This is a genomic window from uncultured Ramlibacter sp. (genome assembly GCF_936925435.1).
GTDB lineage: Bacteria > Pseudomonadota > Gammaproteobacteria > Burkholderiales > Burkholderiaceae_C > Ramlibacter.
The window spans coordinates 1-15,539 of record NZ_CAKZHQ010000025.1 but is presented as its reverse complement, the minus strand read 5'-3'; the positions used below and the strand labels follow the sequence as shown (position 1 = coordinate 15,539).

Annotated in this window: 15 protein-coding genes and 1 pseudogene; 13 read left to right on the top strand and 3 right to left on the bottom strand. The window is 68.2% G+C overall.

Annotated elements, in window-relative coordinates; translation table 11 throughout:
- Positions 1-21 precede the first annotated feature (21 nt).
- The 5 genes from Q0632_RS13475 (at position 22) to Q0632_RS13455 (ending at position 4,776) form a co-directional block, all read left to right on the top strand.
- Positions 22-957 (top strand): tripartite tricarboxylate transporter substrate binding protein, encoded by a 936-nt coding sequence (locus tag Q0632_RS13475; RefSeq protein WP_298930962.1) that lies wholly within the window; start codon positions 22-24, stop codon positions 955-957.
- Complete coding sequence (locus Q0632_RS13470; RefSeq protein WP_298930759.1) at positions 954-1,940, top strand: D-2-hydroxyacid dehydrogenase; 987 nt, start codon at positions 954-956, stop codon at positions 1,938-1,940. Before Q0632_RS13475 ends, Q0632_RS13470 begins: the two co-directional genes overlap by 4 nt.
- A 22-nt stretch (positions 1,941-1,962) precedes the next feature.
- A complete protein-coding gene (locus Q0632_RS13465; protein WP_298930756.1) occupies positions 1,963-2,718 on the top strand; it encodes an SDR family oxidoreductase in 756 nt (251 codons plus the stop codon).
- Between the two features lie 81 nt (positions 2,719-2,799).
- Positions 2,800-3,777 carry a tripartite tricarboxylate transporter substrate binding protein gene (locus tag Q0632_RS13460; RefSeq protein ID WP_298930753.1) on the top strand — a complete coding sequence of 326 codons (978 nt, stop codon included), beginning with the start codon at positions 2,800-2,802 and terminating at the stop codon, positions 3,775-3,777.
- Positions 3,778-3,789: 12 nt separating this feature from the next.
- Entirely contained in the window at positions 3,790-4,776 is a 987-nt protein-coding gene (locus tag Q0632_RS13455) for a tripartite tricarboxylate transporter substrate binding protein (protein WP_298930750.1), read from the top strand.
- A 63-nt stretch (positions 4,777-4,839) separates the two neighbouring features.
- Here Q0632_RS13455 and Q0632_RS13450 read toward each other — a convergent pair whose 3' ends face one another.
- On the bottom strand, positions 4,840-5,331 hold the full coding sequence (locus tag Q0632_RS13450) for an NUDIX hydrolase (RefSeq protein WP_298930747.1): 492 nt from the start codon (positions 5,329-5,331) through the stop codon (positions 4,840-4,842).
- Between the two features lie 42 nt (positions 5,332-5,373).
- On the opposite strand from Q0632_RS13450, the gene Q0632_RS13445 reads away from it, so the two are divergent.
- Genes Q0632_RS13445 through Q0632_RS13435 form a run of 3 tightly spaced genes read left to right on the top strand, consistent with a single transcriptional unit; the run spans position 5,374 to position 7,074 of the window.
- Entirely contained in the window at positions 5,374-6,222 is an 849-nt protein-coding gene (locus tag Q0632_RS13445) for a MotA/TolQ/ExbB proton channel family protein (RefSeq protein WP_298930744.1), read from the top strand.
- Positions 6,219-6,638, top strand: a complete 420-nt coding sequence (locus tag Q0632_RS13440; RefSeq protein ID WP_298930741.1) for a biopolymer transporter ExbD — start codon at positions 6,219-6,221, stop codon at positions 6,636-6,638. The genes Q0632_RS13445 and Q0632_RS13440 overlap by 4 nt, the downstream gene beginning before the upstream one ends.
- A 7-nt stretch (positions 6,639-6,645) precedes the next feature.
- A complete protein-coding gene (locus Q0632_RS13435) occupies positions 6,646-7,074 on the top strand; it encodes a biopolymer transporter ExbD (RefSeq protein ID WP_298930739.1) in 429 nt (142 codons plus the stop codon).
- Here Q0632_RS13435 and Q0632_RS13430 read toward each other — a convergent pair.
- Positions 7,071-7,793: a hypothetical protein gene (locus Q0632_RS13430; RefSeq protein WP_298930736.1), complete on the bottom strand. Its 723-nt coding sequence runs from the start codon at positions 7,791-7,793 to the stop codon at positions 7,071-7,073. The genes Q0632_RS13435 and Q0632_RS13430 overlap by 4 nt on opposite strands.
- A gap of 85 nt (positions 7,794-7,878) precedes the next feature.
- On the bottom strand, positions 7,879-9,018 hold the full coding sequence (locus Q0632_RS13425) for a metallophosphoesterase (RefSeq protein ID WP_298930733.1): 1,140 nt from the start codon (positions 9,016-9,018) through the stop codon (positions 7,879-7,881).
- A gap of 140 nt (positions 9,019-9,158) precedes the next feature.
- Here Q0632_RS13425 and Q0632_RS13420 point away from each other — a divergent pair, with 140 nt between their 5' ends.
- The 5 genes and pseudogenes from Q0632_RS13420 to Q0632_RS13400 all read left to right on the top strand — a co-directional run.
- A complete protein-coding gene (locus tag Q0632_RS13420) occupies positions 9,159-10,736 on the top strand; it encodes a Re/Si-specific NAD(P)(+) transhydrogenase subunit alpha (RefSeq protein ID WP_298930730.1) in 1,578 nt (525 codons plus the stop codon).
- Positions 10,737-10,747: 11 nt separating this feature from the next.
- Positions 10,748-12,160 (top strand): Re/Si-specific NAD(P)(+) transhydrogenase subunit beta, encoded by a 1,413-nt coding sequence (pntB, locus tag Q0632_RS13415; protein WP_298930727.1) that lies wholly within the window; start codon positions 10,748-10,750, stop codon positions 12,158-12,160.
- 247 nt (positions 12,161-12,407) lie between these two features.
- Positions 12,408-14,084, top strand: a complete 1,677-nt coding sequence (locus Q0632_RS13410; protein ID WP_298930722.1) for a long-chain-fatty-acid--CoA ligase — start codon at positions 12,408-12,410, stop codon at positions 14,082-14,084.
- 54 nt (positions 14,085-14,138) lie between these two features.
- Complete coding sequence (locus Q0632_RS13405; RefSeq protein ID WP_298930719.1) at positions 14,139-15,152, top strand: ABC transporter permease subunit; 1,014 nt, start codon at positions 14,139-14,141, stop codon at positions 15,150-15,152.
- Position 15,153: 1 nt separating this feature from the next.
- Positions 15,154-15,539: pseudogene (locus Q0632_RS13400) on the top strand (DUF898 family protein); the annotation flags it as partial.

The following is a 15,539-nucleotide window of genomic DNA, read 5'->3' as shown; positions in this document are numbered from 1 at the left end:
ATGAGATTCCAATTCGCAGCCATGCTGCTGGCCTGCGCCGCCGGCAACGCCCTGGCCCAGGCGGCCGACTACCCCAACAAGCCGGTGCGCGTGGTGGTGGCCTTTACCGCCGGCGGCACCACCGACATCCTGGCGCGTGCCGTGAGCCAGAAGCTCACCGAGCGCTTCAAGCAGAACTTCCTGATCGACAACAAGCCCGGTGGCGGCGGCAACATCGGCACCGAGCTGGCCGCGAAGGCCCCGCCGGACGGCTACACCCTGATCGTCAACTCGGTCGGGCCGATGGCTGTCAACCCTTCGTTGTTCAAGAAGCTCAACATCAACCCCCTGGTCGACCTGGTGCCTGTGGTGCAGATCGCCGACGTGCCCAACGTCCTGGTGGTCCATCCCTCCCTGCCGGCCAAAACCGTCGAGGAGTTCCTGGCCTACGCCAAGGCCAATCCCGGTAAGCTGAACTACGGCTCGACTGGCGTGGGCACCTCGTCCCACCTCTCGGGCTTCATGCTGAGCAAGCGTGTGGGGGTGGAAACCGTTCATGTGCCCTACAAGGGCGCGGACGCGCTCAACGATCTGCTGGCCGGCCGCCTGCAGTTCATGTTCGCAACCATCCCGTCGGTGATCCAGCACATCCAGGCGGGCAAGCTGCGCGCGATCGCGGTCACCAGCGCCAAGCGCTCGCGCTCGCTGCCCGATGCGCCCACCATCGCCGACAGTGGCTTTCCCGGCTTCGAGGCCGGCTCCTGGTTTGGCTTCTTCGCGCCCAAGGGCACGCCTGAGCCGGTGATCGCGCAGTTGAACAAGGCGGTGAACGAGGCCTTGCCCGCGCTGGAGGCGCAGATGGTGCGCGAGGGCGCCGACCCGGTGGGCGGCTCGCCCGCGCAGTTCGGCCAGTTCGTGCAGAAGGAGTACGAGAAGTGGAAAGTGATCGTGCGCGACTCGGGCGCGACGGCGGAGTGAGTTCCCCGCAGCTCTTGCGCATCCTGGTCTCGGCCGCCGCTGCGCCGCAGCTGGCGCCGCAGATCGGCGCCGTGCTGGCCGGCCGCGCCCACCTGCTGGTGACGGACGAGGACGCCGCCACCGATGCGGACCTGGCTTTCGTCTCGCGCGACATCACCGGCCGTTCCACCAAGCACGAGATCCTGCCGGCGACCCAGCGCTTCTACGACGCGCTGCGCAGCGCAGCCAGCCTGCGCTGGGTGCACATCCATTCGGCCGGCGCCGACCGTGCCATCTTCGGCGAGCTGCGCGCGCGCGGGGTCGAGGTCACCACCTCCTCCGGCGCCAATGCCGACGTGGTGGCACAAACCGCCGTGGCCGGCGTGCTGGCGCTGGCGCGGCATTTCCCGCAGTACATGGCGGCGCAGCGCGAGCGGCGCTGGGCACCGCCCACCGGCGGCGTGCTGCCGCGCGACCTGCGCGGCCAGCGCGCGCTCATCGTCGGCTGGGGGCCTGTGGGCCAGGAGATCGCCCGCCTGCTGCAGGCCCTGGGCCTGCATTGCACGGCCGTGCGGCGCCAGGCCGATGCCACCGCGGCCGTGCCCGCCATCGCCTACGAAGACCTGGCCCAGGCCCTGCCGCGCACCGACTGGCTGGTGCTGGCCTGTCCGCTCAGTGCGCGCACGCGCGGCCTGGTCGATGCCGCCGCCCTGGCCGCGCTGGCGCCGGGCGCGCGTCTGGTCAATGTGGCACGCGGCGAAGTGGTGGTCGAGGCCGACCTGGTCGCGGCGCTGCAAGAAGGCAGCTTGGCCGGCGCCTTCCTGGACGTGTTCGCGCACGAGCCCCTGCCTGCGGCCTCGCCGCTGTGGATGCTGGACAACGTCATCGTCACGCCGCATGCGGCCGGCCATTCCGATGCCAACGCGCAGCGGGTGGCCGCCATGTTCCTGGACAACCTGGCCCGCTGGCGCGACTGCGTGCCGCTGGCCAACCGCATCCCCTGATCCGCACAAAAAAGGAGACACCATGGACCTGCAACTTGCCGACAAGACCGCCCTGGTCACAGGCGCCAGCACTGGCATCGGCCGCGGCATTGCCGTCGCCCTGGCGGCCGAGGGCGTGCGGCTGGCGATCTCGGCGCGCCGTGTGAACCTGCTCGAGGAAGTGGCAGACGCCATCGTGGCCGCGGGCGGCCACCGGCCGGTGGTGATCGAGTCGGACCTGTATGCCGAACAGGCCTCGCAGTCGCTGGCCGCCGCCGCCGTCGCCGGCCTGGGCCGGGTCGACATCCTGATCAACAACGCCGGCGGTTCGCGCAGCTTCAAGGACCTGCATGTGAGCGATGCCCAGTGGCAGGAGGCGATGACGCTGAACTTCCACCGGCCGCGCCAGCTGGCCGACGCCTTGATCGACCAGATGATCGCCGGGCGCTGGGGCCGCATCGTCAACATCACAGGCAAGAGCGAACCCGAGCATGTCAACGGCGCCTTCTGCGCCAAGGCCGGCATCCACAGCTGGGCCAAGGGCCTGTCGCGCATGGTTGGCACGCACGGCATCACGGTCAACTGCATCCCGCCCGGGCGCATCCACTCCGAGCAGATCCTGCGCAACTACACGCCCGAGTACCGCCAGTGGCAGGCCGACAACGAGATCCCCATGGGCCGCTACGGCGAGCCCGAAGACCTGGCCAACCTGGTGTGCTTCCTGGCCTCGCCCAAGGCCAGCTACATCACAGGCGCCGTCATCCCGGTGGACGGCGGCCTGCGCCGCTACCAGTTCTGAGCGGGCCGCTTCCCGTTGTTTCCCCTATGGCACCACACCCCGCCATCGGGCACCCTTGACCTACTTCCTGGAGATTTCCGCATGAACAAGCGCCACCTGCTGCGCACCACCGTCCTGGCCCTGTCGTCGCTATTGCTCGCCGGAACAGCCCAGGCGCAAGACTTCCCGCCGAAAAAGCCCATCACCCTGGTGGTGGGCTTTGCCGCCGGCGGCGCGGCCGATGCCGCGGCCCGATTGATCGCCAGGAAGCTGGGCGAGAACATCGGCCAGACCATCCTGGTGGACAACAAGGCCGGCGCCGGTGGCAACATCGCCCACCAGCAGGTGGCGGCCGGCCTGGCCGATGGCACGGTGCTGCTGCTGGGCTCGGTCGGCCCGCTGACCATCGCGCCGCACATGATGAAGCTGCCTTACGATCCCTTCAAGGATCTGGCGCCCATCACGGGAGGCGTCTACTTCCCCAACCTGCTGGTCGTGCATCCGGGCGCGGGCATCAAGACCATGGCGGACTTCACGGCCGCGGTGAAGAAGGCGCCCAACAACGTCTCGTACGCGTCCACCGGCAACGGCTCGGCCTCGCACCTGGCCGGCGAGCTGTTTGCCTCGCGTGCCGGCGTGGACATGCTGCACGTGCCCTACCGCGGCGGCGCGCCCGCCATGCAGGACCTGCTGGCCGGCCGCTTCACCGGCTACTTCTCGGCGCCGCCGACCTCGCTGCCGCACATCGAGGCCGGCAAGCTCATCCCGCTGGCCACCACAGGCCTGACCCGGCCGTCCTACCTGGCCAACATCCCGACGGTGGCCGAGTCGGGCTATCCGGGCTTCGAGGCGCTCAACTGGTATGCCTTCGTCGGCTCCAGCAAGATGCCGGCGGCCCTGCTGGACCGCTACAACCTGGAGATCGTCAAGGTGCTCAACGACCCGGCGATCCGCGAGGCGCTGACCAAGCACGGTCTGAGCGCGCACCCGACCACCCGTGCCGAGCTCAACGACTTCATGCACAAGGAGTCGGTCAAGTGGGAAAAGATCGTGCGCGAGCGCAACATCAAGCCCGAATAGAAGGACCTCACCATGCCGCTCGCGTCCACCAGCATCACCCGTCGACTGGTCCTGGGCGCGGCGGCCGCCGTCGCCCTGCCTTCGCTGCGCGCCCAGACCGCCTGGCCAAGCAAGTCGGTGCGCTTTCTCGTGCCCTTCGCGCCGGGCGGCACCTCGGAGATCGTCGCCCGCTCGGTGGCGGCGGAGCTGACCAGGCAGCTGGGCCAGAGCGTCTATGTGGAGAACAAGCCCGGCGGCGCCGGCGTGGTGGCGATGGTCGAGGCGGTCAAGGCGCCGCCGGACGGCCACACCATCATCCTGGGCCACGTGGGCACGCTGGCGGTGAATCCCTACATGCTGGCCAACCAGCCCTACGACGTGAACAAGGACTTCGTGCCGGTCACGCTGCTGGCCAAGGTGCCCAACGTCTTTGTCATCCATCCCGACGTGCCGGCGAAGAACTTCAAGGAGTTCGTCGCCTATGCCAAGGCAAACCCCGGCAAGCTCAGTTACGGTTCGGCCGGCAACGCCAGTGCCGGCCACCTGGCGATGGAGTACCTCAAGCTGGTGACCGGCATGTTCATCACCCACATCCCCTACCGCGGCACGGGTCCGCAGCTGACCGATCTGCTGGCCGGCCGCACCCAGGCCTCGTCGGCCGGCCTGCCGGCCCTGGGCGCCCACATCCGCGCGGGCAAGCTGCGCGCCATCGCCGTGGGCACGCAGCAGCGCATCGCCGCCCTGCCCGATGTGCCGACGGTGGCCGAGATGGGTTTCAAGGACTTCGAAACCTCGCAGTGGTACGGCATCCTGGCGCCGGCGGGCACGCCGCCCGACGTTGTCAGGAAGATGCAGGAGGAGTCGTTCAAGGCCTTGCGCTCCAGCGCGGTGACCGAGCGCTTCGCCCATGACAGCGCGGTGGGCGGCGGCGGCCCCTCCGCCGAGTTCGCCGCCTTCATCGGCCGCGAGCAGAAGACCTGGAGCGACATCGTCAAGCGCGCCCAGATCAAGGCCGACTGAGGCCCGGCGGCCCGCTTTTCAAAGGAAATCGGCCAGTAGCTCCCGGCCAGTGGACCTGAGGCGCTATGAAATCGGGAGCGGATCGACCACGCTGGGGTCGGTGGTGATGGCCGACAGCGGCAGGCGCACGCCGGCCAGGTAGTCCTCCATGCAGCGCAGCAGCAGCGGGCTGCGGTGCCGCGCCACGCTGGCGCGGATTTCCTCGGGCGTCATCCACAGCGTGCGCACGATGCCGGTGTCCAGCACGCGGCCCGGCTCGCGCGCACCGAGTTCGCCGCAAAAGGCAAAGCGCAGATAGGTCACGTCTTCGCCGGTGGACGCGCGCTGGAAGCGCGAGAGGTAAATGCCCACCAGCGCTGTCGGCGTGAAGGCCTGGGCGGTTTCTTCCAGGGCCTCGCGTGCGCAGCCCTGGGCCGGCGACTCGCCGGGGTCGAGGTGGCCGGCGGGATTGTTCAGGCGCAGGCCCTCGGCGGTCTGTTCTTCCACCAGCAGGAAGCGGCCATCGCGCTCGATGATCGCGGCCACCGTGACGCTGGGTTTCCATCGTGCTTGCATCGCCCGATTATGGGCGGGCCGGGATGCTCCACAATGTGCCGCATGCACCTGCCCACCCCGCTTCGACGTGCCGCGCTGGCGGCTTCCGTGGTTCTTGCAACAGTCCTGGCGCCGGCCATGGCACAAGGCCAGAGCGAGCCCAGCGCGCCGGCGCTGGCGGCCTCGCCGGCACTGGGCGCGGTGCAGCTGGCCAGGCCGGCTGCGCCCGCCGCCAATCCCTATGGCCTGCGCGCCATCTGGGCCGAGGGCGACGCCGTGGCCAGGGGCACGCTGGCCGTGCTGGCCCTGATGTCGCTGGCCAGCTGGTATGTGCTGGTGAGCAAGCTGGTCGCGCAGTCGCGCATGGGCGGCCAGGGCCGCGCCGCCAACGACAGCTTCTGGAAGGCCGACACCGTGCGCCAGGGCGCCGACACCCTGGTCAAGGCCAGTCCCTACCGCTTCATCGCCGAGTCGGCGCTGGAAGCCACGCGCAAGCACACCGGCCTGATCGGCCAGGTGGACCTCAACACCTGGGTCACGCAAAGCATTGAGCGCGCCGTCGGCACGGTGCACAGCCGGACGCAGGAAGGGCTGGCGGTGCTGGCCACGGTTGGTTCGACCGCGCCCTTCGTCGGCCTGTTCGGCACGGTCTGGGGCATCTACAACGCCCTGGTGCGCATCGGTGCCTCGGGCCAGGCCTCGATCGACAAGGTGGCCGGCCCGGTGGGCGAGGCGTTGATCATGACGGCCCTGGGCCTGGCCGTGGCGGTGCCGGCGGTGCTGGGCTACAACTGGCTGGTGCGGCGCAACAAGGTGGCGATGGACACGGTGCGCAACTTCGGCTCCGACCTGCACACCGTGCTGCTGGCCGCCGTGGCCAAGCAGAGCCAGGCGCCGGCGCGGGAAGCATGATCCGCTACAAGAGCGATCCCGACGAGGACCCGCTGGTCGCGTCCATCAACACCACGCCCCTGGTGGACGTGATGCTGGTGCTGCTGATCATCTTCCTGATCACCATTCCGGTGGTCAACAGCTCGATCGCGGTCAGCCTGCCGCGCGAGCCTAACCAGGTGCGCGAGAGCCGTCCCGAGAACATCATCGTCACCGTCGATGCCCAGGGCGGCCTCTACTGGTTCGACACGCCCCTGGCCAGCCAGCAGGCCCTGCTCGATCGCCTGGGCCCGGTGGCGCAGCAGCAGCCCCAGCCCGAACTGCACATCCGCGGCGACGCCCGTGCCGACTACGCGCCGATCGGCCGCGTGGTCTACGCGGCCCAGCAGATGGGCATCGCCCGCATCGGCTTCATCACCGAACCGCCGGCGAACTGAATCTGCCATGGCAATCCACATCCGCGACGAGGACGAGGGCGACGCCCAGCCCATGGTCGACATCAACACCACGCCGCTGGTGGACGTGCTGCTGGTGTTGCTGGTGATGCTCATCATCACCATCCCGGTCCAGCTGCATTCGGTCAGCATCGAGATGCCCGGCGCCAGCGCGCCGCCGTCGCTGGTGGAACCGGAGGTCGTGCGCGTCGACGTGACCGCTGCCGGCCAGTTCGTCTGGAACGGCGAGCCGCTGGCCGATCGCGCAGCGCTGGAGGCGCGGCTGCTGGCGGCGGCGCGCCAGGCCGAGCAGCCGGAAATCCACCTGCGGCCGGCCAGCGGCGCCAGGTACGAGGCCGTGGCCGCCGCCATGACCAGCGCCCAGCGCCTGGGCCTGGTCAAACTGGGGCTGGTGGGCTCGGAGCAGTTCGCCAACTAGTCCGCGTACTCTGGCGCGCCCTGCACCCAGATGAAGGACTGCAGGTCCATCAGATCGCGCACCCGGAAAGTGCTGCGGCGCTCCAGGTCGCGCCGCAAGATGGCGGCGAAGGTCAGCAGTTCCTGGTAGACCGGCCAGGACGGCGTGCTCTTGTAGCGGAAGTTGAAGCCATAGTCCTGCGCGGCCTTGCGGGTGACGCGCGGCTTCAGGAGCATGTGGCGGTCGGGCCGCGCCAGGAAGCCGAACACTGTGGCCACCGGCCAGGTCAGCAGCCGGCTGCGCTGGCTGGGCAGTTCCGCCAGGGCCTGGACCCAGTCGGCAAAGCGCGTCGCCGGCGCGCCCCGGCCGTACAAAAAGGCATAGAGCTCATGGGCGAACAGCCTGGCGCCGGCCGTGCTTTTGAGCGCATCGCGCAAGGCCATCTTCTCGAATGAGGACAGCAGGTTGGTGCGCGACTCGATGCGCACGGCTGCGTCGGCGATGCTGCGGAACTCACCGCGCGCCAACAGCTTGCGCAAGGCCACCGGCCCCAACTCGGCCTGCCATTCCAGGTGGGCGCGCTCGCGCGAGGACCGCTCGGCCACCAGATAGGTCTCGTCGCGAAAGCCTTCGGGGTAGTACAGCTCGAATTTGCGGCGGCAGCGCGCTGCGCCCAGGTAACTGACGTTGCTGGCGCGCGCGCCGGTCAGGGGGGAGGACAGTGATGCAGGGCGGGCCATGCAGCCAGTCTTTCGCCGCGGGCAAGCTCAGCCATGTGGGACTTGGCCTTGCCTGCCTGTAGGACAGGGCTGGCGCTGAGTCGCTTTAAACCGACACTAGGCGCAGCAGGGTGATTTCCGAGGGTGCGCCCAGCCGCTTGGGCGGGCCCCAATAGCCGGTGCCGCGGCTGACATAAACCTGCAGCCGGCCCAGCCTGTGCAACCCGGCCGTGAACGGCTGCTGGAAGCGCACGAACAGGTTCCAGGGCAGAAACTGGCCGCCATGGGTGTGGCCCGACAGCTGCAGGTCGAAACCGGCCTGGGCCGCCGCGGGCGCGGAGCGTGGCTGGTGGGCCAACAGGATGCGCAGCGCCGCACCGGCCGGCGCGCCGTGCAAGGCCGCAGCCGCGTCGCTCTTGTGGGAGATGTCGAAATGGTGGGCACCCCAGTCGGCCACGCCGGCCAGGACCAGGGTGGCGCCGTCGCGCTCGATCAGCACATGCTCGTTCATCAGCGTGCGCACCTGCAGGCGCGCCAACTCGGCCAGCCAGGGCCCGGCGCCCGAGTAGTACTCGTGGTTGCCGGTGACGAAGAAGCTGCCCTCGCGCGATTGCAAGCGGGCCAGCGGCGCCACATGGGACGCCAGCTCGGCCACCGTGCCATCCACCAGGTCGCCGGTGATGGCCACCAGATCGGCCCGCAGGGCGTTGACGGCGTCGACGATGCCGTCCAGGTAGGCTTGCTTGATGGTCGGGCCGACGTGGATGTCGCTGATCTGGGCGATGCGAAAGCCGTGCAGGCCGGCCGGCAAGCCGGCCACGGGGATGTCCACCGTCACCACGCGGGCCGTGCGCCGCGCGTTAAGGTAGCCCAGCGCCGTCACGGCCAGCGCCAGCAGGGGCACGCCGACGGCCGTGGCCTGCACCAGCTGCGGGCCGGGCCAGGGCGCGGCGGCCAGCCAGCCGGCCAGCCACGCCAGCAGCAGCACCCCATCACGCGCCAGGGTCAGAACCAGCAGCGAGGAGAACAGGCCCATGCACAGCAGGCCGGCAAAGGCCAGCGCGTCGGCCCGCGGCCCGCGCGCAAAGCGGCGCGCCACCAGGCCCAGCGGCATGGCCAGCGCCGACAGCGCCAGCACGGCCGCCAGCGTGACGCCCGGCCAGGTGCCGGGTTGGGCCGGCAGCAGGCGCGCTGCCAGGTAGAGATGGAGCAGGGCGGACAGGCCGTACAGGAAAGACAGGGACATGGCCTTCACTTGGGAGCAAAACAGAAGTTCGCAAACCTTGTCCGCCGTCAAGCGGCGCCGGCAGGCTCTTCATGTAAGCTTGTGTTCAGCTTCCAAATTACAAGCTACAAGCATTTCATTCACTCGAGGAGACGAGTTCCATGCAGATTGGTGTACCTGCCGAAACCATGGCGGGCGAAAAACGCGTCGCGACCGTCCCCGATGTGGTGGAAAAGCTCATCAAACTGGGCTTCTCGGTGGCTGTGGAAACTGGCGCCGGCGATGGCGCGAACTTCGACGATCAGGCCTACCGCGCTGTCGGCGCCGCCATCGTGCCGACCGCCGCCGCGCTCTGGGCGCAGTCGGACATCGTGTTCAAGGTGCGTCCGCCCAGCCCGCAGGAAGTGGCGCTGATGCGCGAAGGAGGCACGCTGATCGGCTTCGTCTGGCCGGCGCAAAACCCCGAGCTGATGCAGCAGCTGGCCGCGAAGAAGGCCACCGTGCTGGCCATCGACGCCTTGCCGCGCACGCTCTCGCGCGCCCAGAAGATGGACGCCCTGACCTCGCAGGCCGGCGTTGCCGGCTACCGCGCCGTGATCGAGGCGGCCAACGCCTTCGGCCGCTTCTTCAGCGGCCAGATCACGGCCGCGGGCAAGGTGCCGCCGGCCAAGGTGTTCATCGCCGGCGCCGGTGTCGCCGGCCTGGCGGCGATCGGCACGGCCGCCAGCCTGGGCGCCATCGTGCGCGCCAACGACACCCGCGCCGAAGTGGCCGACCAGGTCGTGTCCCTGGGCGGTGAATTCGTCAAGGTCGACTACGAGGAGGAGGGCTCGGGCGGCGGCGGCTACGCCAAGGTCATGAGCGAGGGCTTCCAGCACGCCCAGCGCGAGATGTATGCCAAACAGGCCCGTGAGGTGGACATCATCATCACCACGGCCCTGATTCCCGGCAAGCCCGCGCCGCGGCTGATCACCGCAGAGATGGTGCAAAGCATGAAGCCGGGCAGCGTGATCGTCGACATGGCGGCCGAGCAGGGCGGCAATTGCGAGCTGACCGAGCCCGGCATGGCCGTGGTCAAGCACGGCGTGACCATCGTCGGCTACACCGACCTGGTCAGCCGGCTCGCGCGCCAGTCCTCGACGCTGTACTCCAGCAACCTGTTCCGCCTGAGCGAAGAGCTTTGCAAGACCAAGGACGGCGTGATCGACGTCAACATGGACGACGACGCGATCCGCGGCCTGACGGTGGTCAAGGCGGGCGACATCACCTGGCCCGCGCCGCCGATCAAGGCGGCAGCCGTGCCGGCAGCCAAGCCGGCTGCAGCAGCGCCTGCTGCGAAGAAGGGCCATGGCCACGGCGCGCCCAGCGAGCCGATGTCGAACAACAAGCTGGCCATCATGTTCGGTGTCGCGGCGGCGCTGTTCTGGTTTGTCGGCGCCAACGCGCCCACGGCCTTCCTGGGCCACTTCACGGTCTTCGTGCTGGCCTGCTTTGTCGGCTACATGGTGGTGTGGAACGTGACACCGGCGCTGCACACGCCGCTGATGAGCGTGACCAACGCCATCTCCAGCATCATCGCCATCGGCGCCCTGGTGCAGATCGCGCCGCCGCTCGCGGGCGGCGCGGCGCCCGACCAATGGATACGCTGGCTGGCTGTCGGCGGCATCGTGCTCACAGCGGTGAACATGTTCGGCGGCTTCGCCGTGACGCAGCGCATGCTGGCCATGTTCCGCAAGTAGGAATTCGATTCATGTCTGCAAACCTGGCCATCGGCGCCTACATCGGCGCCACCATCCTCTTCATCCTCAGCCTGGGCGGGCTGTCCAATCCCGAGACCGCACGGCGCGGCAACCTGTTCGGCATGCTGGGCATGGCCCTGGCCGTGCTGGCCACGGTGTTTGGCCCGCGCGTGACGGCGGCCGGCATTCCGTGGATCGTTGCTGCCCTCGTGGCCGGCGGCGGCATCGGCCTGTATGCGGCCCGCGTCGTCAAGATGACACAGATGCCCGAGCTGGTGGCGCTGATGCACAGCCTGGTCGGCCTGGCCGCCTGCCTGGTCGGCTTCGCCAGCTACATCGACACCTCGCATCCACTGACCGGCGTCGAAAAGACCATCCACGAGCTGGAGATCTATGTTGGCATCCTGATCGGCGCCGTGACTTTCGCCGGCTCGCTCATCGCCTTCGGCAAGCTCAACGGCAAGATCGGCGGCAAGCCGCTGTTGTTGCCGGCGCGCCACTGGCTCAACCTGGCCGGGCTGTTGGCCGTGGTCTGGTTCGGCCGCGAATTCATCAACGCGCCCAGCATCGAAGCGGGCATGACGCCGCTGATCGTCATGACCGTGATCGCGCTGCTGTTCGGCGTCCACATGGTGATGGCGATCGGCGGAGCCGACATGCCGGTGGTGGTCTCGATGCTCAACAGCTATTCGGGCTGGGCGGCGGCGGCGACCGGCTTCATGCTGTCCAACGACCTGCTGATCGTGGTCGGCGCCCTGGTCGGATCCTCCGGCGCCATCCTGTCCTACATCATGTGCAGGGCGATGAACCGCAACTTCATCAGCGTCATTGCCGGCGGCTTCGGCGGTGGCGCGCCGGTGGCGGCCAAGAAGGGTGAGGCGGCGCAACCGGTCGGCGAAGTGGCGCCCATCAGCGCCCTGGAAACCGCGGAGCTGCTCAAGGACGCCAAGAGCGTGATCATTGTTCCCGGTTACGGCATGGCCGTGGCCCAGGCCCAGCACACGGTGTATGAGATCACCAGGCTGCTGCGCGACAAGGGCGTCAACATCCGCTTCGGCATCCACCCGGTGGCCGGCCGCATGCCGGGCCACATGAATGTGCTGCTGGCCGAAGCCAAGGTACCCTACGACATCGTCATGGAAATGGACGAACTCAACGACGATTTCCCGGCCACCGACGTCGCCATGGTCATCGGCGCCAACGACATCGTCAACCCCGCCGCCCAGGACGATCCGGCCAGCCCCATCGCCGGCATGCCGGTGCTGGAGGTGTGGAAGGCCAAGACCTCCATCGTCATGAAGCGAAGCATGGCGTCCGGCTATGCCGGGGTCGACAACCCCTTGTTCTACAAGGAGAACAACCGCATGCTGTTCGGCGACGCCAAGAAAATGCTGGACGAAGTGCTGACTGCCCTGAAGGCCTGAAGGCCTGATGGCCTGGCGCGGCGCGAAAAAGGCGGCCGGGGACCAGGCCGGGGCGATGGAATAAAATTCACCCCCGGTGTCCGGTGCAAGGAACGCGGCCTCATGGCCGCGTTTTTCCTTTTCGCCACCCGTTTCGTTAGAGGCAGTCCCCTGGCAAACCCTAGGGAAAACACAATCACCCCGCCGCGGCACGGGCGACACAATCCGCAGCCTCAAGCAAAAAAGTATGGACCTGGAGAAGACAAAGATGATGGACCGCCCCTGGCTCAGTTCGTATTCGCCCGGCGTGCCGGCCGACATCGACGCGTCGCAGTACGCGTCGCTGGTGCAGCTGATGGAAGAAAGCTTCCAGAAGAACGCCGACCGCACCGCCTACAGCTTCATGGGCAAGGAGGTGAGCTTCGGCCAGACCGATTCGCTCAGCCGTGCCTTCGCCGCCTACCTGCAGGGCCTGGGCCTGGCCAAGGGCGACCGCGTGGCCATCATGATGCCTAACGTGCCGCAGTACCCGGTGGCCGTGGCCGCCATCCTGCGCGCCGGCATGGTGGTGGTCAACGTCAATCCGCTGTACACCCCGCGCGAACTGGAGCACCAGCTCAAGGACTCGGGTGCCAAGGCCATCGTCATCATCGAGAACTTCGCCAACACGCTGGAGCAGTGCATCGCCAACACGCCGGTCAAGCACGTGGTGCTCACCGCCATGGGCGACCAGCTGGGCCTGCTCAAAGGCGCGCTTGTCAACTATGTGGTGCGCAACGTCAAGAAGATGGTGCCGGCCTACAAACTGCCCGGCGCGGTGCGCTTCAACGACGCCGTGGCCCAGGGCACGCGCGGCACGCTCAAGAAGCCGGACATCAAACCCGACGACGTGGCCGTGCTGCAGTACACCGGCGGCACCACCGGCGTCTCCAAGGGGGCCGTGCTGCTGCACCGCAATGTCATCGCCAACGTGTTGCAGTCCGAGGCCTGGAACCATCCGGCCATGGGCAAGGTGCCCGCGGGCGAGCAGCCCACCGGCGTTTGCGCGCTGCCGCTGTACCACATCTTCGCTTTCACGGTGGGCATGTTCCTGTCGCTGCGCACCGGCGGCAAGCTGATCCTGATCCCCAATCCGCGGGACCTGCCGGCCGTGCTCAAGGAGCTGAGCAAGCACACCTTCCACAGCTTCCCGGCCGTGAACACCTTGTTCAACGGCCTGGCCAACCACCCGGACTTCCTCACCGTCAACTGGAAGAACCTCAAGGTCTCGGTCGGCGGCGGCATGGCGGTGCAGGGCGCGGTGGCCAAGCTCTGGCTGGACAAGACCGGTTGCCCGATCTGCGAGGGCTACGGCCTGTCGGAGACCTCGCCCTCGGCCAGCTGCAACCCGGTGACCAACACCGGGTACACCGGCTCGATCGGCCTGCCCCTGCCCAGCACCTACATGAAGCTGCTGGACGACGACGGCAATGAAGTGCCGCACGGCCAGCCCGGCGAGATCGCCATCAAGGGCCCGCAGGTGATGGCCGGCTACTGGCAGCGGCCCGACGAGACCGCCAAGGTCATGACGCCGGACGGCTTCTTCAAGAGCGGCGACATCGGCACGGTGGACGAGCGTGGTTACTTCAAGATCGTCGACCGCAAGAAGGACATGGTGCTTGTCTCGGGCTTCAACGTCTATCCCAACGAGGTCGAGGACGTGGTGGCCGGCCTCGACGGCGTGCTCGAGTGCGCCGTCGTGGGCGTGGCCGACGACAAGACCGGTGAAGCGGTCAAGCTGGTGATCGTCAGGAAGACGCCCGAGCTGACGGAGACACAGGTGCGTGAGTTCTGTCGCGCCAACCTGACCGGCTACAAGCAGCCGCGGGTGATCGAGTTCCGCACCGACCTGCCCAAGACGCCGGTCGGCAAGATCCTGCGGCGCGAACTTCGGGACAAGAAGTAAGGCGCGCTGAACTGGCCGTCAGCGGCCGGGTACTTTTCTTGCATTGACTTCCGTATGTTCCGTTTTCTGCTGACGCGCCTGTCCCTGGTCATCCCGACGTTCTTCGGGATGACGCTGCTGGCGTTCTTTCTCATCCGCCTGGTGCCGGGCGATCCCATCGAGACCCTGGCCGGCGAGCGCGGCATCGATGCCGAGCGCCACGCCACCTTGCTCAAGGAGTACGGCCTGGACAAGCCCGTGCTGGTGCAGTACGGCATCTACATCGGCCGCGTGCTGCAGGGCGACCTGGGCAAATCCATCATCACCCAGGAGCCGGTGCTGCATGAATTCCTGACGCTGTTCCCGGCCACCATCGAGCTGGCGCTGTGCGCCATCGTGTTCGCGCTGCTGCTGGGCATCCCGGCCGGCATCATCGCCGCCGTGCGCCGCAACTCGGTCTTCGACCACGGGGTGATGGCGACCTCGCTGACCGGCTACTCCATGCCGATCTTCTGGTGGGGCCTGCTGCTGATCCTGCTGTTCTCGGTGCAACTGGGCTGGACCCCGGTGTCGGGCCGCATCTCGGTGCAGCACTACATCGAGCCGACCACGGGGTTCCTGCTGATCGACTCGCTGCTGACGGGCGACAAGGGCGCCTTCTGGTCCACCGCCCAGCACCTGATCCTGCCGACCATCGTGCTGGGCACCAACCCGCTGGCGGTGGTGGCGCGCATGACGCGCTCGGCCATGCTGGAGGTGCTGGGCGAGGACTACATCCGCACCGCCCGCGCCAAGGGCCTGCCGCCGCTGCGCGTGGTCGGCGTGCATGCGCTGCGCAATGCGCTGATCCCGGTGGTCACGGTCATCGGCCTGCAGGTGGGCGTGCTGTTCACCGGCGCCATCCTGACCGAGACCATCTTTTCCTGGCCGGGCGTGGGCAAGTGGCTGATCGAGGCGATCAACCGGCGCGACTACCCTGTGCTGCAAGGCGGCATGCTGCTGCTGGGCGTGGTGGTGATGCTGGTCAATCTGCTGGTCGACGTGACCTACGGCATCATCAATCCGCGCATCCGCCAAGGAGGTCACTGAGATGGCCCAGACCCTGAACACCCCTGTGGTGGCCGCCGCGCCGCCTGGCCCGCTGCGCGAATTCTGGCTGGCGTTCTCGGCCAACAAGGGCGCGGTGGCCGGCCTGGTGGTGGTGGTTGGCCTGCTGCTGGTGGCGCTGTTCGCGCCGCTGCTGGCGCCGCACCTGCCGGACCAGACCAACCCCGCCATCTTCCTCAAGCCACCGGCCTGGCAGGAGGGCGGCTCGGCCTCCTACCTGCTGGGCACCGACGCCATCGGCCGCGACATCCTGTCGCGCCTGATCTACGGCGCGCAGGTCACGATCTTTGTGGCGCTGGCGGCGCTCTGGCCCGCCCTGTGGCGCTCGTCGATGGCCTTTCGCATGGCCAACACCAGCTGGCGCGGCCT